The following is a 19,697-nucleotide window of genomic DNA, read 5'->3' as shown; positions in this document are numbered from 1 at the left end:
GTTGTAAGGAAGAGAGAGCATTATGCTTCACGACAACACCGCAAAGATCGCCCACGCTGAGGCCCCCTCGGACTGCCGCGCCCCCGGCGCAGACGCGCAGTTCCCGCGGGTCGGCCGCGAGGTTCGCCCCGACGGCTCGGTCGTCTCCATCGGCGACGTCGCCTTTGGCGCCGACGAGTTCGTGGTCATCGCCGGCCCCTGCGCCGTCGAGTCGCACGCGCTGTACGACGAGGCCGCGCGCCTGGTCAGCCGCCTGGGCGCCCGCGTCCTTCGCGGCGGCGCCTTCAAGCCGCGCACCTCGCCCGACAGCTTCCAGGGACTGGGCATGTCGGGGCTGACGATCATGCAGCAGGCCTCGCGCGAGTACGGCGTGCCGTTCGTCACCGAGGTGATGTCGCCCGAGATGGTCGGCGAGATGGAGCCTATCGTCGACGCCTTCCAGGTGGGCGCGCGCAACATGCAGAACTTCGCGCTGCTCGAGGCCATCGGCCAGACGCGCACGCCGGTGATGCTCAAGCGAAACTTCGGCGCCACGGTCAGCGAATGGCTCAAGGCCGCCGAGTACATCGCCAAGGGCGGCAACGACCAGATCTTGCTGTGCGAGCGCGGCATCCGAAGCTTCGGCGACGAGACGCGCTTCACGCTCGACCTGGCCGGCGCGATGTGGGCCAAGCAACGCAGCCACCTGCCGGTCATCATCGACCCGTCGCACGCCATCGGCATCCCCGACCTGCTCGCCGGCGCCGTCGCTGCGGGCGCAGCCGCCGGTTTGGACGGCGTGATGGTCGAAGTCCACCCGGACGCCTCGCGCGCCCTGTGCGACGCCGACCAGGCCCTGACCCCGACCCAATTTGAAGAGCTCATGGAGCGCGTCGCCCCCATCGCACGCGCTGCGGGGCGTTCGATCTGACCAAAGCTTCCGTTCCGACCGAAGCACCAACTTTTTGCAGCACCAGCGGAGTGAAAACCATGTCGACCGAAGTCAACCAGATGTTCTCGCGGATCGCCGACCGCTACGACAAAGCCAACCGCTTCATCTCGCTGGGCACCGACCAGAGCGTGCGCCGCAAGGCCGTCAAGATGTCGGGCGCCAAGCCCGGCGAGGACGTGCTCGACTGCGCCGCCGGCACCGGCGACCTGACGATCCTGTTCAAGAAGACCGTCGGCCCCGAGGGCCGCGTCGTGGGCACCGATTTCAACCCCGACATGCTCTCGTTCGCCCCCGACAAGGCCAAAGACGAAGGCCTCGACATCACCTGGCAGGTCGAAGACGCCCAGGACCTGAGCTTCGAAGACGACAGCTTCGACATCGTCTCCATCGCCTACGGCATCCGCAACGTCGACGACCCCATCAAGGCCCTCGAGTCGATGACGCGCGTCCTGCGCCCCGGCGGCCGCCTCGTCGTCCTCGAATTCGGCCAGCCCCCCGCGCTGCTCAAGCCCTTCTACATGGCCTACAACCGCTTCGTCATCCCGACCATCGGCGGCATGGTCAGCGGCGACAAAGACGCCTACAAATACCTGCAACGCACCTCCGACAACTTCCCCTACGGCGACGAGTTCATTTCGATGATGGAGTCGACCGGCCGCTTCGCCAATATCGAAGCGAAACCGGCGATGTTCGGGGTGAACTGGATTTATGTGGGGACGACGAAGGGGTGACCCGGAGCGATCGATACTGACGATCGGTGTTCAGGACCCGCACGCCTAACCCCAAGGCGAGCCTTGGGGCTGCACCGGCGAGGGCTACGCTGGGGGCAAGCCCCCGCTCCGCATTTAGAGATATTGCACCATGGTCGGGGCGCGGCGCCTCTGGCCCGCCCTGGAGCCTCCCGGCTCCAGCTTGCGTGGTCCGACCGCCGCTACGGGCAACGCGCGTCGCTCCGCGCCGCGCTCGCCCGCAGCTACTCGTTCCGTAACACCCCAAGGGGTTCGAGTTTGTAGTCACTGCAGGTACTCCACATCCACAGCCGTCCGTAGGGTGGGGTCGACTGGCGAAGCCGTAAGTTCGTGGTGGGGCGACAGCCTCAAACCCCTCGTGGGTGAGACAGAACTTGTAGCCGGGGGCGAGGGAGTCGTCCGTAGGACGACGACCGTTGCCCTCGGCGGGGGTCGCGCCTCGAAACACACGGCGGCCGCCCTAGCCGCAGACGTGGGTCGTGGTCGTGTCCTTGAGCAGCGTACCGCTCGCATCCGAGCGAACTACGTCGATTTGACGCATGCAGCCGATGGCGTCGTAGGCGATGCCGCGGGTCTCGCTCTCTCCCGTCTGCGAGAGCTGGCGCACGTCTGTGACGAGCTGACCGTCGAGGTTGCAGCTCAGCGTGCGTGTGCCCGAGTCCGAGCCAGCGTACGCAATCGAGGTGACCGCCTGCGAGATGCTGTCGTCGCCATAGGCGTATTCGTTAGAACGAAGACCGTTGCCCTTGGCGGGTCTGACATCCAAGTCACCTCCGGGCGGCCCCCGCTACAGCGCGATGTCCATATGCCATAACTCTTCGAGAAACTCTCTATCCTCGCTCGATAGATTCTCCCGCATCCGTGGAGTGTGAATATCCGCCAAACTGGAGATCTCGAACAGCCAAAGCATGTATTCGCGAATGAGTTTTCGGGGAAATGGCGCCCAATCCGCTCGAAACTTCTGACGTGCGAGTCGAACCACACACCACGTCTCTGGAAACTCGAGTAGCGGCGACTCGCATAGTTGAAAAGCCGCGGCCGAAGACCAAGCCTCGAAGATTAGATAAAGCGTGGCCTCCACAAATGCTCGTGCATCAAACCGACACAGATTGCCGCTCTCGACCGTTGCCATGTAGTGATGACCCATGTAGTTCACAACCAACTCATCGGGCCGCTCTTCGGCAATCAGCTCTCTTCGTCCCTCCACATGATACTGGTAATTGAGCCGTCTACACTTCTCTAGGTCCAAATCAACGAGCTCACGCGGATCGATCCACGTCGCTGGCGCATCCAGCGAAACCTCATCTAGCTGGTCCACTGTTAGTTCAGTCATTGGTCACCCTAGGAATCAGTCGATCGAATCTCTCGCCTTTTGATAGCGATCCCGATATTTCTGCGCTTTCTCAAGAAGTCTTTTCTTTTGCTTGTCTGGAATCGACTTCGCGTTTTTGATTCGGTATATCACCTTATCCAGCCTATCGATGCTCTCATCTAGCTTTTGAATATGGTCTTTGCCTCCTGCCTTATATCCAGTCTTGGCTTGCGTTTTTGCCGCTCCTGCCAAGCCTCCCTGCACCTCGTGAGCCCCTGACCCTACTCGTTCAGAGTCTCTGATTATCTTCGACAAGTCCTTTGCGTGCTTCACAGTGTGTTTTCCCGCCTTCCCCTTTGCAGAAGCACTTTTGACCACCTTCTCGACTGCCGCCACATCCTTCGCTGCTTCCACCTGCGCTTTCGTCAGCTTTCCACGCAGCCAACGTGCTGTGTTTCGAAGCGACGTTGCCTTTGCCAACTTCGCGGCCTTGAGTGCGCGAGCGCCCTTCCCCGCAGCACTTGCAATTTTGAGTCCCTTGAGGATGCCCCCGCCCCCAAAGAGTTCGATGGACCCACGTTTTACGAAGCCGTCCTTCCACTCCTGAAGCTTACTAGGCTTTACATAAAACCCAGACGGGTCAGTGAATCGCGTTGGGTTATTCTTTGCGTATGCAAACAGATTGAGTTGACCACCGTCAGCAGAGTCAATCTCCGGCATCGCCCACAACAACGGATCGGGCGACAACCACCGCCTCAACGTCGGGTCGTAGACCCTCGCCCCCATGTAGTAGTACCCGGTCGCCCGGTCCGGCTCGAAGTCGACGAACTGGTGGCGCGGCTTGGCCACTGAAGACACATCCACCGGCTCGCCCCACGCCCCGTAGACCGCCTCCTTGTCGATCGACGCCGCGCCCTCGATGGCCGTCTTGGCCAGCACCGAGCCGCGCATGTCGCTGTGGATATAGCCCGACTCTTCTTTGACTCGGCTGCCATCGACGAGCGAGCGCGCGTCCTCGACGCTGACCGCGCCGTTGACCGGAATGCGCACGAAGATGAGCCCGTCCGGGTAGCCGTCCTGGTCGTCGTCTGGGCCCTCATCGGGCCGAATCTCGGCAATCCCGGCAAAGTCGATGACCCGGTTGACCTCGCCATTGATGTAGTCGACGGTGCTTCGGAACACGCGCCGGCCGCCCTGGCCGCACACGTGCGTCGTGGTCATGTCCTTGAGCAACGCACCATTTGCGCCCTCGCGAGCCACGTCGATTTGACGCATGACGGAAGGGCATGAGATTCCCCAACGAAGCCCATTTGGTGCGGGTCTGCGAGCCTAAGGCGACCATCGGGAGCCGCGCCGAGTGTCGTTCAACGAGGCCTCGCTAGCCCGGGGCGACCGGGGTGTAGCGGAGGGAGTCCCGGGTGGGCGACAACAACCCAAACGTACCGAATAGACGACATGAAGCGCCAAGACTTCCTCGAACGTGCGCCTCGATGACACGATACGCCCTCCCCCGGACTCGCTTCGCGTCGCCCGGGGCTACCGAGGCGCCGCAAAAAACGCGGCGCGCGCTCGCTGGCGCTCGCTTGGGCCAGACCAAACTGGCCGAACCGTCGGTCGTTGCTTGGCCTACAACCTGAAACCCCTTGTGGGTGGGACAGAACGTGTAGCCGGGGGCGGAGGTCGCGCTTCAAAACACACGCGGGCCGCCCTGGCCGCACACGTGCGTCGTGGTCATGTCCCCGAGCAGCATACCATTTGCGCCCTCGCGAACCACGTCGATCTGGCGCATGCAGCCGGTGTCGTCGTAAGCGATGCCGCGCGTCTCGCTCTCCCCCGTCTGCGAGAACTGGCGCACGTCCCTGACTAGCTGGCCGTCGATGCCCTCTGTCGCCCCACTTCTACGGGTGGTCGAGCAACTTCACATCCTCAAACCTATCATGAAGGCACTCGATGACGGATTTGTCCTGGGAGTGCACGAGCGCGAATGACGTATCGACGAGTTCGACCACGTGACGGCAGGTATCATACATTTCGGCATCGTCTCGATATTGACGGATCTGCTGTCGCTCACGGCACCCGATCAAGACAATATCTACAATCTGGTGAAACACACCGGCCATCTCAAGAAGCATGTCCCACTCGATTTCTACACCCGTCGGCGACTCTCGCGCCGCACGCTCGAGCTCGAGCACGTTGGTGCCAAACCTACTGAGATCCCCGACGGCTTCAAAGTACAGGATCGACCAGAAAAGTTGCTCGCCGTCATCGATGCATGCCAAGAGGTCCGGTAGCTCAACCACCAAGACTCCTTCGCGCTCGTCCGATATTTCGATGCCAATCACGGTTCCTCCAATGGCTCGGGCTCACCCCGTTTCGGGCTTCCGCCAGTTTCATTTGGGACGTACTTGTGCTGGTGAGGACTCGTGTGCTTATCGGGACGGCCGTGGTCCGTAAAATCAATCTGTCGCTTGGGCACGAGATTTCCGTCCTCATCGTACCCCCACTCCTTGGCTTGAGTGTAGTCACCTTTCCCCCTCTTACTTCTCTTAGTTGCAATCTGTGAATGTGGAGCATCCGTGTCAGCTTGGTGCTCTCCATGTTTTGTCTTCGGCATCTCACGCTCGGGACGGTAGCTTCCGGGTTTCGCCTTCTTCCCCGCCTTGGCCACATCCTCGACCACCTCGGCACCCTCATCAAGGACCTTACGGACTTTTCCGCCTTTGCCACGGGTCAGAATGTTGACGAGAATCATCGCGCCAACGGATGCTATCTGGACGCCATCTCCAGACTCCACGGCACTTGCGATTTTCCCAGGAGCTTCCACAGCTTCGGCAACTGGGTCGGTGGCTAAGGAGAGAGTCCCCAGCACCACTGCTCCAACCACCTTTCCGCCATCGCTCAACTCGTGTGGCTTTTGCTGGCTGAACGGATTCGGATCCCGCCCACAATCTGGCTGAGATGCCATGCAGCCGCCGCCTCCGTCCCAAATCACCGCACCGGGGTCCGTGCCTTGCGGATCGATCAACCCGACCGGGTCATTGTCCGCATACGCATACAGATTCAGACCGGCCCCGTTGCCCTCCTCCAGCCCAGGCACCGCCCACAACAACGGATCGGGCGACAACCACCGCCTCAACGTCGGGTCGTAGACCCGCGCACCCATGTAATAGTACCCGGTCGCCCGGTCCGGCTCGAAGTCCACAAACTGGTGGCGCGGCTTGGCCGCCGTCGACACCTCCACCGGCTCGCCCCACGCCCCGTAGACTGCCTCCTTGTCGATCGACGCCGCGCCCTCGATGGCCGTCTTGGCAAGCACCGACCCGCGCAGGTCGCTGTGGATATAGCCCGACTCTTCTTCGATTCGGCTGCCGTCGACGAGCGAGCGCGCGTCCTCGACGCTGACCGCGCCGTTGACCGGAATGCGCACGAAGATGAGCCCGTCCGGGTAGCCGTCTTGGTCCCGATCCGGCCCCTCGTCGGGCCGAATCTCGGCAATCCCGGCAAAGTCGATGACCCGATTGACCTCGCCGTTGACGTAGTCGACCGTGCTGCGAAACACGCGCCGACCGCCCTGGCCGCACACGTGCGTGGTGGTCATGTCCTCGAGCAATGTGCCGTTTGAGCCCTTGCGAACCACGTCTATTTGACGCATGCAGCCGGTGGCGTCGTAGGCGATGTTGCGCTTTTCGATCTCCCCTGTCTGCAAGAACTGGCGCACGTCCGTGACGAGCTGGCCGTCGAGGTCGTAGCTCAGCGTACGCGTGCCCGGCTCGGCGTTCGCATAGGCAATCGAGGTGACCGCCTGCGAGATGCTGTCGTCGCCATAGGCGTAATCCTCGTCGGGCGCGTTCTTGTCGCCCACATAGGAAATATTGCCGGTCGACGAGTAGCCGAACGCCTGGTTGAAGTTTACCGTCGGCGAGTCGAAGTCGGTGAACTTGAGCCGGTCGAGGCCGTCGTAGGTGTGAATTTTTCGCACGGTTCCGCCGCCGGCGAGGCTATGCACTTCGAAGTCGACCTTCTCGGACCTGCGCGTGTAACCGCGGCTCGTCTGTCGATAGCAATAAGGCGCCTTTGGTACTGCTGCATCGAGGCAGCCTCCGTTCTGCTCGTCTAGCTACAAGGCACTCGCCACGGGCCATTTTGGCAATCGTCGGCGGATTGCGAGTAGGATTTACTCATCATCTGATTTGGGACCTGGCTCAAAGAGCCAATTTCTGCGACCGGTGTCCGCATCCATCGCTCCAGCCTCCACCCAGTCGAAGCCTCCGCGCCATTGCTTCTCCAAATATGCCCAGAAGGCTTCAACCTCCACGACTGTGAAGGGGCTCGCTTCGGGATACGAGTGACACATATCTGTCGGACCGTGCGCGAGTGAAACGTCATCTGGATGCAATTCCTCGTAGGTCATTACGGCAATGACAGGCTCAAGGACATTCGCAATCGCCTTTCCGACCTCCGCAAACCGCTTGAGAAGAATGAGACCGTGCTCTGGGTCGCACGTGTCTCCACAGACATACTTGTCGCTAATCGACACCTCCAAGACTTCGTCGTCGAGATAGGCGGCAAGTGTCAACTTCACTGTAGTTCCATTCAGCGGCCCTACGAGAGTAACATATACTGCTAGCGCACTTCCGGATCGTCCTTGAGCGCAAGCCTCCGCGAAGGTCGTCTCGTCCCCGAATTTGACGAAATCCGGCGCCATCATCCACGGCGCTTGGCTGCTGGTAAACCCCTCCTCCCGAAGTACGTTGGACGCCTGCTCAATCCGCTCCTTACTCAACGATTCAAATGCCAGCAGGACTTCGATGTCGGTCTCGTAATCGCCCATCAGTTGTGTCTCACATGTTGCTATTCGTCTTGTGATTTAAGCTGCTTGGACTTCTCGGGAATCAGCGTATCAAACTCTCCGCCCTTGCGGATACGGACGGTCATCCCGGTTTCTTTGCTGTAAACATCGACAACCTCGTGTCCTCCTCGAGTCTTGAAAGGCTTTGATGTTTCATCGGCAGTCTCGAGAGTCTCTCGGACAGCATCTCGTGCTTTCTCAACGCCTTCTTTCGACTTTTCGAAAGGTAACCTTCCCTGCCCAATCTTTTTACCAAGCTTCTCGTTTATCCTCTTCTCGTTCTCCTTGACGAACTCCTTCGCCTGCTTCTTCCCCACATTGACCACATCGCCGACCGCCTCACCCACCTCGTCCGCATGCTTTGCCTTTTTCAACAGGAACGAAAGCGGAATAATGGCCAGAACAATAGAGACTCCAGCTTTCTCGGCATTGTCGGCGGTCGGATTGGATGCGAAGGCGAAGCTTCTCAGCGTAGCAGCGCCAATCTCCCCGGCGTCTCCCAAATCCTCGACTGTGTCCGCGCCTTGATTCAGCGCCTTGTCGAGTCCGTGATCATTACTCCAATCCGAAGCACGTTGACACTGCGCGTTCATTGCACAGCCAGGCCCCGGCATCTCCACTTCTAAGGGAAGGGGATCTGTTCCCTGCGGATCGATCAACCCAACCGGATCATTGTCCGCGTACGCATAGAGGTTCAACCCAGCCCCATTGCCCTCCTCGAGCCCAGGCACCGCCCACAACAACGGATCGGGCGACAACCACCGCCTCAACGTCGGGTCGTAGACCCTCGCCCCCATGTAGTAGTACCCGGTCGCCCGGTCCGGCTCGAAGTCCACAAACTGGTGGCGCGGCTTGGCCACTGAAGACACCTCCACCGGCTCGCCCCACGCCCCGTAGACCGCCTCCTTGTCGATCGACGCCGCGCCCTCGATGGCCGTCTTTGCGAGCACCGACCGCCGCTACGGGCAACGTTCGGCTTCCGGTGGTCGCCTCACTCGCCCGCAGCTACACGTTCCGTATCACCCCAAGGGGTTCGAGCTTGTAGTCATTGCAGGGATTCCCAGGCTGTTGCCAACTGCAGGATGCACTCGACTGGCCGAGCCGGTGGTCGTTGCTGGGCCTACAGCCTCAAACCCCTCGTGGGTGATACAGAATTTGTAGCCGGGGGCGAGGGAGTCGTCCGTAGGACGACGACTGTTGCCCTCGGCGGGGGTCGCGCTGCGGAACTGCGGAAGACGCGCCGGCCGTCCCAGCCGCTCCTGCGGCGACGAGTTCATCGGCATAATGGCGTCGACCGGCCGCTTCGCCAATATCGAGGCGAGGCCGGCGATGTTCGGGGTGAACTGGATTTATGTGGGGACGACGAAGGGGCGACCCGGAGCAATGATGCGTGCGCTCAGCGCGGCGGGCGCCTCAACCCGCGACCGCGCCCCCGCCCGCGACCGCGCCCCGCCGTTCGACAGCAATGAGGTCATTATGCCCGTCGGTTCGAGTTGGCCGCATGCGCTCGACCGGAGCGAGATACGCGCTGCGGAGGCCATGCAGGTTAAACTACGGGGCGGGGTCGCGGGCGCGGGCGCGGTCGCGGCTCCGCCTCAGCTCAAACGAACAACAATGGCCGGGGCGCGGCGCGCGCTCGCTTGGACCGGCTCTAGCACGACCGCGGAGCGGCTGCTTGCTGCCCGCGGAGCCCGCCCCGTTGTTTGGGGCGCCCGTGCAGCCCCGCGGGCTTGCCCCGGGGTGTTGATCGGCAATCGGCGTTTGCGTTGCATTGTCCGACGTGGTGCGTCGGCTATTCGTGACAACCGATTTCGCCAAATCGCGGCGCTCCAAAATGAGCCGAGTTCAGGATTCACACGCCTAACCCCAAGGCGAGCCTTGCACGGTTAAACCGCATAAAGGGCTGCACCGGCGAGGGCTACGTCCTGTTTAGCCCAGCAAGGGGGCAAGCCCCCGCTCCGCGCTAGCCGAAGAGTGACTCAATCAGAGCGCGCGACTTTCCCACCCTTCCGACTTGACGCATTCTTGCCGGCGTTTATCCCACACGGTTCGCCCAATGGTGCCGCCTGACGCGCTGTGCGCGAGGTGGCCGAACACGAATGCTTACGGGAAGTCATACCATGAAAGCAGTTGTCATGCGGGGCTACGGAGCCCCGAACGTCCTCGAATATGTCCAAGACGCGCCACGGCCGCAATGCGCGGCCAATCAGGTGGTCATTGCGGTGGAGGCGGCGTCGGTCAATCCGCTCGATTGCAAGACGCGCAGCGGTGAGCTGCGCTTGATGTTGCGGCGTAGGTTTCCGCTGGTGCTCGGGAACGACGTCTCCGGGAGGGTCGTCAAGGTGGGGGCCGACGTCGAGGGGTTTGCGCCCGGGGACGAGGTCTTCTGCATGCTCGACGCCAACGCCAGGCGCGCGTGCAACGGGTTTGCGATGAGCGGGAGTTATGCGGAGTACGCGGTCACGCGGGCCGACACCTTGTGCCGCAAACCGCAGAACCTGTCGCACGTCGAGGCGGCGGCGGTTCCGTTGGCGGCGCTGACGGCGCATCAGGCGCTCGTCGACCGTGCGAAGCTTCGGGAGGGGCAGCGTATTTTGATCAACGGGGCTTCGGGAGGTGTGGGCAGCTTTGCGGTGCAGATCGCCAAGGCGCTCGGCGCCCATGTCACCGCGGTGTGCAGCGCCCGGAACGTCGAACTCGTCGAGGGGCTCGGGGCGGATCGGGTCATCGATTACCGGGAGACCGACTTTTGCGAGGAGTCGAGGCAGTACGACGTGGTCTACGACGTCGTCTCCAATCGGTCATTCGGCGAGTGTTGTGGGGTGTTGGGGCCCGCGGGGGTGTACGTGCAGAACGTGGCGACGCTGTCGAGCTTTGCGTTTCCGCTGGTGCGGCCCGCGGCCAAGCTCTTCGGGCGCGAAAAGCGCCTCGAGCATGTGTGGGTGACACCGTCGGGTGAGGAGCTTGCGAAGGTCGCTCGCCTCATCGAAGCGGGCGCGGTGCGCCCGGTCGTCGAGTCGGTGTACCCGCTCGACCGGGCGGCGCAGGCGCATGAGGCGGTGGAGAGTGGCGGCGCTGCTGGAAAGACGGTGTTGCGCGTGGCGTGAAAAGCTCAGTCGCGCCCGAGCTCCACGTCGACCAGCGCGTGGTCACCACGCTTGAGCGTCGTCTCGGACACCCCGCGCCAGGTGGCGTCGTCGCCCTCGGCGACTGCTTCGACGATGTAGTCGCCGGCGATGATGCCGGCGACGAGGCCGACGCCGGCGTCGCAGGAGAAGCGCTGGCGCTTGATCTCGTAGAAGGCGTGGTCGTAGACGGCGACCTCGATGCGCGAGACGCCGTTAGCGCCGCAGACGCGGCCGTTTTCGAAGCGCCAGGCGACTTCGGCGGTGGCCGGCTTGGCGGTCAGGCGCACCATCGAGGTCTCGTTGAGCTTCTCGGCGCCGATGGTCACCACGCGCGGCTCGGAGATGAACGTCTCGCGGTCGGCGGCGTCGAGGCCCACAAGCGTCAGCTCGTAGTTCGCCGAGGCGATCCCCTCGACGATGACTTCGTCCTCGGTGCACGCGTAGTTCTCGGCGAAGCTTCGGTGGGCGTTTTCGAGCCGGACGCTGATCGTGTCGACGCCCGCCTCTTGGCAGCCATGCGGGCTGACCTGCCAGCTCAACGCCAGGCTTCCGTCGCCCAGCGGCTCGACAGGTTCGCCGCAGGCAGTGAGTCCGACGGTTCCGGCGGCCAACAGGGCGAGGATGATTCGGTGAGTTCTTGAGATAGGCATCGGCTCCTCCTTGGAGACTTTCAGCATGCGCAGTCCATGCGCGACTCGATACGCAGACTCTACCGCAGCATCGCTGCCCGTCAAAAAATCCCCACGACTCGAGTCTCGCAGGCTCCACGCCGCTGGTGGCACCCACCCCACCAATGTGCTACTTTGCCCGTGGACGATAACAGTGTCGCAAGGGATAGTCTCACCACCTCCCCCCGGTCTATGCAGCCTTCCAAGCTGGGCGCCGAGTACGACCATCTGCTCGACTCGCTGCCCGCCACAGAAATGCAGGTGCTGACGACGGCGCGCAACCTGGAGATCCAGGGCGACGCCGACCGCGCGTGTGCGCTTCTCGCGGCTGCTTGTGAGCGCCATCCGAGTACCCACCTGCGAAAGAGTCTGGCTGCGCTGCACCAAAAGCACGGCAACTTCGAAGAGAGCGCCCGCCTGCTCGGCCAGCTGCTCGCCGAGCAGCCCAACGACGTGCCGTCGGTGTTGTTGTTGGCCGAAGCGCAGCTCAAGGCCGGTCGGCACGCGCAGGCGAGGCAGACGCTGGCCAAGGCCGAGCGCCTCGGCGCATCGAAGCTGCGGCTTTTCAAGCTCGAGCAGCAACTTCCCGACACCCCAGACGATCCGACTCAGAACGATCCGACCCAGCCGATCGGCGACGCGACCGGGCCGATGCCGCCGCTCGAGCGTGAGACCGACCCGTTTGGTGAGGTCCAAGACGATACGACGCAGCCGAATGTGTCGGCGAGCGGGCCTACCCCGCAGCTTCCCGACGATCCGAGCGGTTCGTCGGTCTTCGAGGACGGCTCGTTCTCGAATCTGTCGTCCTTCGAACTCGCCGCGGGCGCAGCCGAGCTGCAGGGGCCCGGCACGCCGAGCATCTTCGATACGCTCGTCGATACCTACGACGACGACCCGGCCGACCGCTCTTTCGACGACCTGTTGTTGGATCTGGGCGTGCCCGTCGACGAGAGCGCGCCCGCCGACCCGGACACGACCAGCTCCCACGTGCACCGCGAGGACGAACTCGTCGCGTCGCAGTGGGGGCTCGATTCGCCCGCCGAGCAGATGGCCGGCCCGGCGGACGCCACCGCCGCCCTCGACCTCGACAGACTTCGGTCGGGCGGCAGCGGCGATCAGACCGAGCAGGTCGAGCCGCTACGTGAACGCACGCCGCGCCTCCACGAAAGCCCGCGCCTATCGACTGAAGAGGATTTGGCCGAGGACGACTTCGCCGACGAGCGGACCGAGATGCTCGGCATGAAGCTCCCCGCGCCGTCGACGCCGGAGCCGGAGCCAGCGCCCGAATTCCCCGAGGAGCCGCCCACCCAAGTCCACAAGCCGCGGGCGAGGCGCGACGGGAACCGAGGCGAGCAGCCGGCAAACAAGCCGAGTCTGCCGAAGCCGAGCTTACCGAAGCCGAAACCGTCAAAGCAGGCTTCGCCCCAGTCGCCTTCACCCCAGTCGCCTTCGCAGGACCAACCGAGATCGGAAAAGCGCCCTCTTCCGCCCTCGGTTCGAGGCGGACACCAGGCTGCAGGCGAACCTCAATTTCGGAGCCAACAAGACGCCAGGCACCGACCGACTGCACGCAACCGTGCCGTCGACCCGTCACAGCAGCGCCAGCCGACGTCGAAACAGGCACCGTCGCCACGACACACCACGCAGGCAGGCGCCGGCCAAGGCTCGGCGACCTCCAAGCTCAAGTTCATCGTCCCGGGCGTCCTGCTCACAGCCGGCCTCGCCTTAGGCGGCGTCGTCTTCGCGGCGTCGAGCTCGGCGGCGAGTGCGGTCGAACAACATGTGGCGACGTATCGACAGGCGTCGTCCACCGACACCTACGCCGACTATCTGCAGGCCGAAGCGGCGCTCGAGAAAGCCACCTCGGCGCACAGCTTTTTGGGCGCTGCGGCGGACGGGCTTCTCGCCGACGTCGGGTTGATGGGCGCGGCCCAGACGGCGCGCGACGACGCGCTCATCGAGCTGGCCGCCCTCGAGGCGATGATCGAGTACCGCTACGAGCATCTCGACACACACGGTTCGCAGAAGACCATCGAGCGTGCCGAAGAGGCCCTATCGGGCGACCCGCGGTTGCAAGTCGCCCGCGCCTACCGTCTACTGAGCACCGGCCGCGCCGACGACGCCATCGAAGCGCTGTCGGCGACCCGAAAGAATTTCCCGGGGCTCGCGCCCGCAGCGACTGCGATGGTCCGCGCACACCTCGACGCGGGCAATGTGCAGTCGGCCGCGATGGCGGCGCACGTGCTGAGTGAGCTCGACGAGCCGACCGTCCACCAGCACTACGTCATGGGTCTGGTGGAGCGTCGGCAGAAGAGGGACGCTGCCGACGGACGCTTCCGCCACATCATCGAGTCGCTCAGCCCGCAGCACATCTCGGCGCGCATCCAACGCAGTTATACGCTGCGCGCCGCGGGCGACGGCAAGGCGGCGAAGTCGCTGCTCGACGAGACGCTCGGCGCGATGGCCGACGCCGCCTCGCCGCTGCAGAAGGCCCGCGCGCATATCGCGATGGGCGACCTGTACCTCGACGACGACTCGCCGGCCCGCGCCGAGGAGCAGTACCGCAAGGCGCTGAAGGCCGTGCCGCAGCGCAGCGAGGTCTACACGCCGCTCATCGAGCTGTACCGAGACGACGGACGTCTGGACAAGGCGCTCGAGCTTATCGAAGACGCGGCGTCGCAGGGCGCGCAGTCGCCCGATCTGGCGCTGCGTCGCGCCGAGCTTCTCCGGTTGACCGGCCGCCCGGAGTCGGCGCTCGCCGAGCTCGACGACGAGGAGCTGGTGAGCGCTCGGGCGCGTTGGCTCGAAGGGATGGCGCTCGTCGACCTCGACCGCCTCGACGAGGCGTCGGAAGCGTTTGCGGCCGCCACGCAGATGAGCGACGAGTTCGCTCCGGCGCGCGCCTACCACCTGCTCTCCGAGGAGCTCGGCTCGCGCGAGGAGCGCGACGAGATTGGCGACGGGCTCGACAACCTCTTGGGCAAATACCCGCTCGACCCGCACGTGCTGCGCGCCGGCGCCCTCGCCGCCATGCATGTGGCAGGCGTGACCGACTCGCGCTCGGCGCGCGACAAACTGTTGCAGCGCGCCGGTAAGCTGCTCGAGCGGGCCAAAGAGCACGGCGGCAACGAGGCCGTGCTCCTATTTGACTTGTGTCGCCAGCAGATGCTCGCCGGCGACGCGAGCAACGCGTCCATCAACTGCGGCAAGGGCCGCCGACTCAACGGCACGTACCTGCCGGGGTTACTCACGATGGCCGACCTGGAGCTTCGCCGCGGCCGTGCCGACGCGGTGCTCGAGATGCTCGGCGACATCGCCGACCGCTTTCCCGACGACCCGCGCATCAGCCAATGGAAGGCGCTCGCGCACCTCGAGCGCTTCGAAGTCGAGCGCGCCGAGAAGGCGATCAACCGCTGGGCGGGCACCCAGGCGGCCAAGTCCCCGCTGCACCTTCGCGTCGAGGGGCGCTTGGCGTTCGCGCGCGGCCGCTACACCTCGGCGCTCGGCTATTTCCAGCGCGCCCACGAGAAGGCGCCGGACGACGCCCGCGCCGCCCTCTTCTATGCCCACACGCTCACCCGACTGGGCGAGCACGAGCGGGCCGTCGACATCGTTCGCGACTACACCACCGACCTCGAGTTCGAGCCTGTGGCCTGGATCATCTACGGCGAGGCCCGCCGCCGTCAGGGCCGCTTCGGCGACGCGCGCGAGAACTTCGGCCTGGCGCTGAGCAAGCTCGACGACGCGATTGCCCCTCCCTGGCGCTCCTCGCAGGCGTACACACAACTTGCGCTGGCGTGGGCCGACAGGTATGGCTTCAGGCATCGATTCGTGGGGCGTTATCTGTACCGCGGCGCCAAGCGCGGCGACGCAGACTTCCCCCCGCTCAACGCAGCCCGAGGCGCCTACTATCTGAAGCAGCGCCGCCCCGACCGCGACGCCGCGGCCGACGCCTTCGAGAAGGTCGTCGAGTTCGAGCCGTTCAATTGCGACGCGCTCGGCTCCCTGCGCGCGATTTACGAGCAGTGGGATTCCACCGACAAGCTCGAGCGCATCGGGCGACTGCACACCGAGCACTGTGAGGACTGAACGAATGCTCTCCAAGTCTGTACTCGAGCTTCTGCAATGCCCCTCGTGCGGGGACCCGCACCTCCAAATCGGCAGCGACCGCCGCCCGGCGCTCGTCTGCGTAGGGTGCGACGCGCGATTTCCGGTCGTCGACGGCATCGTCGACATGACGCCGCCCGAGAAGATGCCCGCCCCGGGTAACTACCGCACCGAGACGCTCTTCAACCTCATCGCCGGCGTCTACGACGCGGTGTTGCCGCTGATGAGCCTGGGCGTGTGGCGCTGCAGCCCGCTGCGCTATGTCGACATGGCCAACCAGGCGGTCGGTCGCGCCAACGGCGGCGTGCTCTTGGCCGCCCCGGTGGGCACAGGCGCGCCTCTCGAGCGGGTCCTCGCCCCGTACCACGACCTGACGGTCATCGGGATCGACCAGTCGTGGAAGATGCTCCGCAAGGCGGCCCGCCGCTTCGAGGACACCGACCACAACGTGCTGCTCATCCGGGCGAGCTTCCAGCACCTGCCGCTTCGCGACGGGGTCGTCGACAGCGTGCACAGCCTCAACGGCATCCACACCTTCGAGAATCGCGTGGCCACGCTGCGCGAGTTCGCCCGCTGCATGACCGACGACGGCTTTTTGGCCGGCTCGGCGCTCGTGCGCGGCCAGGAGGGCGTGGCCGACACGCTCCTCGACCGCTACGAGCGCTACGGCGTCTATCCGCTGCTGCGCACGGCCGAATTCCTGGCGCGCGAGCTCGAAGAGGCGCCCTTCGAGGACGTCCACTTCGCCACCTACGGCGCGGTCATGTTTTATTCGGGATTATCGAGAGCACAGGCGGCTCAGTCCGCCGAGTCTGCGTGAGGCGCGATGCCGAGCTCGGCGTAGCTGGTGACCCCGCTCGTGTAGCGTCCGGCGATCGCCTTTCTCTCGCGCACGACCTGGCGCACCTGGCGCTCGATGAGCGGGTTTTCCTGCATGACGCGCCGGAATTCGGCGCCCGGCAGCACGAGCAGGGTCGTGTCGCACGTCGCACGTAGGTTGGCGACGACCGGCTCTTCCTCGGCGCTCGAGATCAGCCCCACAAACTCACCTTCGCGAAGCGTGTCGATCTCCTGAGCCAACCCGGCCCCGGCGTTGCGCTCGACGCGCACCTCTCCGTTACAGATCAGATACAGGTCGTCGTCGTGGTCGCCCTGCCCCAAGAGCAGTTCGTCGGCGGGGACTTCTTCGAGGCTGAACTTTTCGGCCAACGCGCGTCGCTGCTCGTCGGTCAGGCTGCGGAAGATGGTGCTCGAGGCGAGCAGGTTGTTGAGCATGCGCGCGTAGTAGAAATCCCAGAGCACGTCCCAGATTTCGGGGTGGTCCTCGGCGATGAGGTCGAGCACATCCTGGCGAACCTCGAGCAGCGCCATGTCTGTGTGCGCGCTGACGGTGGCCGAGCCGTGGCTTCGCCCGGTGAGCAGCGCAAATTCGCCGAAGAATTCGCCCTCGCCCATCTTGGCGAGTTCGACCGTCGAGCCGTCGTCGAGCTGGCGGGTGACCACGACGGTGCCGCGCACGATCACGAAGAGGCTGCGCTCGGTGCGCCCGGGTCCGACGAGCCGCTCGCCGGCCGAGACCTCTTTGAGTTCCATATAGTGCAACAGCTGCATGAAGAGCGACGGCTCGAGCTGGCTGAAGAGCGGGATTTCGGGCAAATCCGAGCGATTCACGCTGAGCAACGACGACTCGCCAGTCGAGCTCATCGCCGCGGCGACCTCGGAGGTATCGGGCTCGTCGAGCTCGTCGAGAAAAGAGAGGTCGTCCCAGTCGCCGGTCGACTCGCGGTCGAGGCGCAGGCTCTCCATGTCGAAGACGCCCACCTCGAAGGTCTCTTGCCAGGCGTCGTCGTCGGCGCCTTCGATTTCGGTGGTGATCGGCCCATCTTGCTGGATACTTGCTCGCTGGCCGTCACCCTTGTGGACGCTGGGCAGCCCGTACTCCGTCTCGACGCGCTCGGCGCGACGCGGCATATCGGTCCCCAGCGGTGAGGTCTGGCGTCGGTCCCGATCGGTGTCCTCGGAGTCGGATCGCGCGGGGGCCGGCGGCGCCAAGATCTCTTCGGCGACGATATCGCCCTCGTCGACGTCGATGGTGGTGCGAAGCTCGGTCTGATTGTTGCGCGGCCCGGCCATCGCCCGCAGGACGCTCTCGCGGTCGGCGGCCTCCATCTCGACGGTGCTGCGCGCGTCCTCATAGGGGGAGGCGTTGTTCTCGCGTCGGCTCACGGTGCCCAACTGCTGGGTCTCCTCGCGCTCCTCGGTCACCCGAAGCTCATCGAGGTCGGGAAGGTCAGTCGCCCCGGCCTGACGCGTCTTCTCGAGCGGCTCGTCGTCCTTTTCTGCCTCGGCGAGCCCGTCGATCAACCCGGAGTTCGACACCGCCGTGGGTTCTTCGTCGGGAAGCTCCACCAGGCCGGAATTCGACACGGCGGTCGGCTCTTCGTCGGGAAGCTCCACCAGGCCCGAGTTCGACACGGCGGTTTCGACCTCGTGCGGAGACTTCTCGGGGGGCCTGGTTTGCTTGGGCTTGCTGAGGGTAATCGGCTGCGCTGCACGCTTGCTCGACTTCGGGGCCTTGGCATCGACTGCGTCCCCGCCGCCGATGCGGGGAGGGGCCGGTTCGGGCTCGACGGGACGCGCAATGCGCGCCGTGCCGCCGGCGGCGTCGGGCACGCGGGCGAAGAGGCGCGCCAAGAAGAGCTGCGTCTCGGTGTGCTGGGGCTCCATCTCGAGCACGGCCTTGCACGCCGCGATCGCCTCGAGCGGCAAGCCCTCGCGGGCCAGCAACTTCGAGGCGGTGACGTACTCCTCGACGGCGTGGGCCTCGCGGCCCATATCCCGGAAAATGGCGGCCAAGCGCAGCCGAGCCTCGATGTTGTCGGGCTCTTCACGCAAGGTCTTCTGGTAATACGCCAGATATTTCCGGAGCTTCTTCGAGGTCATGTCGCGTCAGCCTGCCCGCTCGGACTGCCGGGCATCTTGAGGGGGCCAAACGGCGGGTTTTTACCGCATTTTCCGTTGGTTAGACGGAGTTTTACCACCCGAGTGTCGAGTCATTCAGCGCACAACATTATCGGCGGGGTCACGCGCATGTCAAACATGCGTAAAGTGACAATCACAAAAACGACAAAAAGGCCGCCCCCTTTTCGGGAGGCGACCTTTTTGCGTTCTACTTGCTCTAGTGGTGTTCGCTCGTTCAGCCGTGGTACTTCTTGACGGCGGTGCGAAGGGTGACGATGCCACCGTTCGGGCCGGGCACGCTACCCTTGACGAGGACGGCGTTGTCCTCGGGGAGCACCTGGACGACCTGCAGGTTCTGGATGGTCGTGATGGCGTTGCCGTACTGGCCGGGCATCTTCATGCCGGGCAGGACGCGGCTGGGGTCAGCCGACATACCGATCGAACCACCGTGACGGAAGAACTCGTGCACACCGTGGCTGGCCTTGGCGCCGGCGAAGTTGTGACGGCGCATGACGCCGCTGAAGCCGCGACCCTTGCTGGTGCCGGTGGCGTCGATGTACTCGCCGACCTGGAAGTAATCGGCGCCGAGCTCCTGGCCGACTTCGTACTGGTCGAGGTCCGCCTCGTCGACGCGGAACTCACGAACGTGCTTGCGCGGCTCGTCGATGCCGGCGGCGGCGAACATGCCCACCTGCGGCTTGGCCAGGCGCCAGCGCGGCTCGGTGCCCTCTTTCTCGAGCTTTTTGACCGAGCCGTAGCCCAGCTTGACGGCGGCGTAGCCGTCTTTGCCGTGCTCGCTCTTCTTCTGGATGACCACGTTGCTGCCCACGTCGATGACGGTGACCGGGATGCGGACGCCGTCCGGGCCGAACAGCTGAGTCATGCCGACTTTCTTACCAATAAGTCCTTTGCGCATTGTGTAGCCTCAATAAGGTGTTGGGAAACCCCTCACCACTCGTACGCCTTGCCTGGTGACAACCAACGCATTGGAG

16 protein-coding genes are annotated in these 19,697 nt (G+C 64.3%); 5 read left to right on the top strand and 11 right to left on the bottom strand.

Annotated features, from left to right (window positions below):
* Positions 1–22 precede the first annotated feature (22 nt).
* Positions 23–910, top strand: coding sequence for a 3-deoxy-7-phosphoheptulonate synthase (gene aroF / locus FIV42_RS27725; RefSeq protein ID WP_141200841.1), 888 nt, complete (start codon positions 23–25; stop codon positions 908–910).
* A gap of 59 nt (positions 911–969) precedes the next feature.
* On the top strand, positions 970–1,662 hold the full coding sequence (gene ubiE / locus FIV42_RS27720) for a bifunctional demethylmenaquinone methyltransferase/2-methoxy-6-polyprenyl-1,4-benzoquinol methylase UbiE (RefSeq protein ID WP_141200840.1): 693 nt from the start codon (positions 970–972) through the stop codon (positions 1,660–1,662).
* A 478-nt stretch (positions 1,663–2,140) separates the two neighbouring features.
* Here the strand turns inward: ubiE and FIV42_RS27715 are convergent, their stop codons facing one another.
* From FIV42_RS27715 to FIV42_RS27685, 8 genes are all read right to left on the bottom strand, one after another.
* Entirely contained in the window at positions 2,141–2,446 is a 306-nt protein-coding gene (locus FIV42_RS27715) for a hypothetical protein (protein WP_141200839.1), read from the bottom strand.
* Positions 2,447–2,467: 21 nt separating this feature from the next.
* Complete coding sequence (locus tag FIV42_RS27710; RefSeq protein WP_141200838.1) at positions 2,468–3,013, bottom strand: hypothetical protein; 546 nt, start codon at positions 3,011–3,013, stop codon at positions 2,468–2,470.
* Between the two features lie 15 nt (positions 3,014–3,028).
* Entirely contained in the window at positions 3,029–4,267 is a 1,239-nt protein-coding gene (locus tag FIV42_RS27705) for an RHS repeat-associated core domain-containing protein (protein ID WP_141200837.1), read from the bottom strand.
* A 412-nt stretch (positions 4,268–4,679) separates the two neighbouring features.
* Complete coding sequence (locus FIV42_RS30440; protein WP_168210991.1) at positions 4,680–4,847, bottom strand: hypothetical protein; 168 nt, start codon at positions 4,845–4,847, stop codon at positions 4,680–4,682.
* Between the two features lie 43 nt (positions 4,848–4,890).
* A complete protein-coding gene (locus FIV42_RS27700; RefSeq protein WP_141200836.1) occupies positions 4,891–5,334 on the bottom strand; it encodes a hypothetical protein in 444 nt (147 codons plus the stop codon).
* On the bottom strand, positions 5,331–6,998 hold the full coding sequence (locus FIV42_RS27695; protein WP_141200835.1) for an RHS repeat-associated core domain-containing protein: 1,668 nt from the start codon (positions 6,996–6,998) through the stop codon (positions 5,331–5,333). The genes FIV42_RS27700 and FIV42_RS27695 overlap by 4 nt, the downstream gene beginning before the upstream one ends.
* Before the next feature lie 168 nt (positions 6,999–7,166).
* Entirely contained in the window at positions 7,167–7,823 is a 657-nt protein-coding gene (locus FIV42_RS27690) for a hypothetical protein (protein WP_141200834.1), read from the bottom strand.
* Positions 7,824–7,843: 20 nt separating this feature from the next.
* Positions 7,844–8,791: an RHS repeat-associated core domain-containing protein gene (locus FIV42_RS27685; RefSeq protein ID WP_141200833.1), complete on the bottom strand. Its 948-nt coding sequence runs from the start codon at positions 8,789–8,791 to the stop codon at positions 7,844–7,846.
* A gap of 1,170 nt (positions 8,792–9,961) precedes the next feature.
* Here FIV42_RS27685 and FIV42_RS27680 point away from each other — a divergent pair.
* Positions 9,962–10,948: an NAD(P)-dependent alcohol dehydrogenase gene (locus FIV42_RS27680; protein ID WP_168210990.1), complete on the top strand. Its 987-nt coding sequence runs from the start codon at positions 9,962–9,964 to the stop codon at positions 10,946–10,948.
* Between the two features lie 5 nt (positions 10,949–10,953).
* Here FIV42_RS27680 and FIV42_RS27675 read toward each other — a convergent pair whose 3' ends face one another.
* Positions 10,954–11,619 (bottom strand): hypothetical protein, encoded by a 666-nt coding sequence (locus FIV42_RS27675; RefSeq protein ID WP_141200831.1) that lies wholly within the window; start codon positions 11,617–11,619, stop codon positions 10,954–10,956.
* Between the two features lie 210 nt (positions 11,620–11,829).
* On the opposite strand from FIV42_RS27675, the gene FIV42_RS27670 reads away from it, so the two are divergent.
* Positions 11,830–15,726, top strand: a complete 3,897-nt coding sequence (locus FIV42_RS27670) for a tetratricopeptide repeat protein (protein ID WP_168210989.1) — start codon at positions 11,830–11,832, stop codon at positions 15,724–15,726.
* A 4-nt stretch (positions 15,727–15,730) separates the two neighbouring features.
* A complete protein-coding gene (locus tag FIV42_RS27665) occupies positions 15,731–16,564 on the top strand; it encodes a methyltransferase domain-containing protein (protein ID WP_141200829.1) in 834 nt (277 codons plus the stop codon).
* On the opposite strand, the gene FIV42_RS27660 is transcribed toward FIV42_RS27665, so the two are convergent.
* Together FIV42_RS27660 and rplC are read right to left on the bottom strand one after the other, a co-directional pair.
* On the bottom strand, positions 16,543–18,687 hold the full coding sequence (locus tag FIV42_RS27660) for a cyclic nucleotide-binding domain-containing protein (protein ID WP_141200828.1): 2,145 nt from the start codon (positions 18,685–18,687) through the stop codon (positions 16,543–16,545). The two genes, FIV42_RS27665 and FIV42_RS27660, sit on opposite strands and share 22 nt — an antisense overlap.
* 253 nt (positions 18,688–18,940) lie before the next feature.
* On the bottom strand, positions 18,941–19,621 hold the full coding sequence (rplC, locus tag FIV42_RS27655) for a 50S ribosomal protein L3 (protein ID WP_141200827.1): 681 nt from the start codon (positions 19,619–19,621) through the stop codon (positions 18,941–18,943).
* Positions 19,622–19,697 lie beyond the last annotated feature (76 nt).

This window comes from Persicimonas caeni (assembly GCF_006517175.1).
In the GTDB taxonomy this organism is placed as follows: Bacteria; Myxococcota_A; Bradymonadia; order Bradymonadales; family Bradymonadaceae; genus Persicimonas; species Persicimonas caeni.
This window is presented reverse-complemented; position numbering and strand designations above follow the sequence as displayed.

Excerpts from the sequence above, each read along its gene's own strand:
- FIV42_RS27705 (WP_141200837.1), bottom strand. The coding sequence starts at position 4,267 with ATGCGTCAAATCGACGTGGCTCGCGAGGGCGCAAATGGTGCGTTGCTC.
- FIV42_RS27660 (WP_141200828.1), bottom strand. The coding sequence starts at position 18,687 with ATGACCTCGAAGAAGCTCCGGAAATATCTGGCGTATTACCAGAAGACC.
- FIV42_RS27710 (WP_141200838.1), bottom strand. The coding sequence starts at position 3,013 with ATGACTGAACTAACAGTGGACCAGCTAGATGAGGTTTCGCTGGATGCG.
- rplC (WP_141200827.1), bottom strand. The coding sequence starts at position 19,621 with ATGCGCAAAGGACTTATTGGTAAGAAAGTCGGCATGACTCAGCTGTTC.
- aroF (WP_141200841.1), top strand. The coding sequence starts at position 23 with ATGCTTCACGACAACACCGCAAAGATCGCCCACGCTGAGGCCCCCTCG.
- FIV42_RS27670 (WP_168210989.1), top strand. The coding sequence starts at position 11,830 with ATGCAGCCTTCCAAGCTGGGCGCCGAGTACGACCATCTGCTCGACTCG.
- FIV42_RS27675 (WP_141200831.1), bottom strand. The coding sequence starts at position 11,619 with ATGCCTATCTCAAGAACTCACCGAATCATCCTCGCCCTGTTGGCCGCC.
- FIV42_RS27690 (WP_141200834.1), bottom strand. The coding sequence starts at position 7,823 with ATGGGCGATTACGAGACCGACATCGAAGTCCTGCTGGCATTTGAATCG.
- FIV42_RS27665 (WP_141200829.1), top strand. The coding sequence starts at position 15,731 with ATGCTCTCCAAGTCTGTACTCGAGCTTCTGCAATGCCCCTCGTGCGGG.
- FIV42_RS27680 (WP_168210990.1), top strand. The coding sequence starts at position 9,962 with ATGAAAGCAGTTGTCATGCGGGGCTACGGAGCCCCGAACGTCCTCGAA.
- ubiE (WP_141200840.1), top strand. The coding sequence starts at position 970 with ATGTCGACCGAAGTCAACCAGATGTTCTCGCGGATCGCCGACCGCTAC.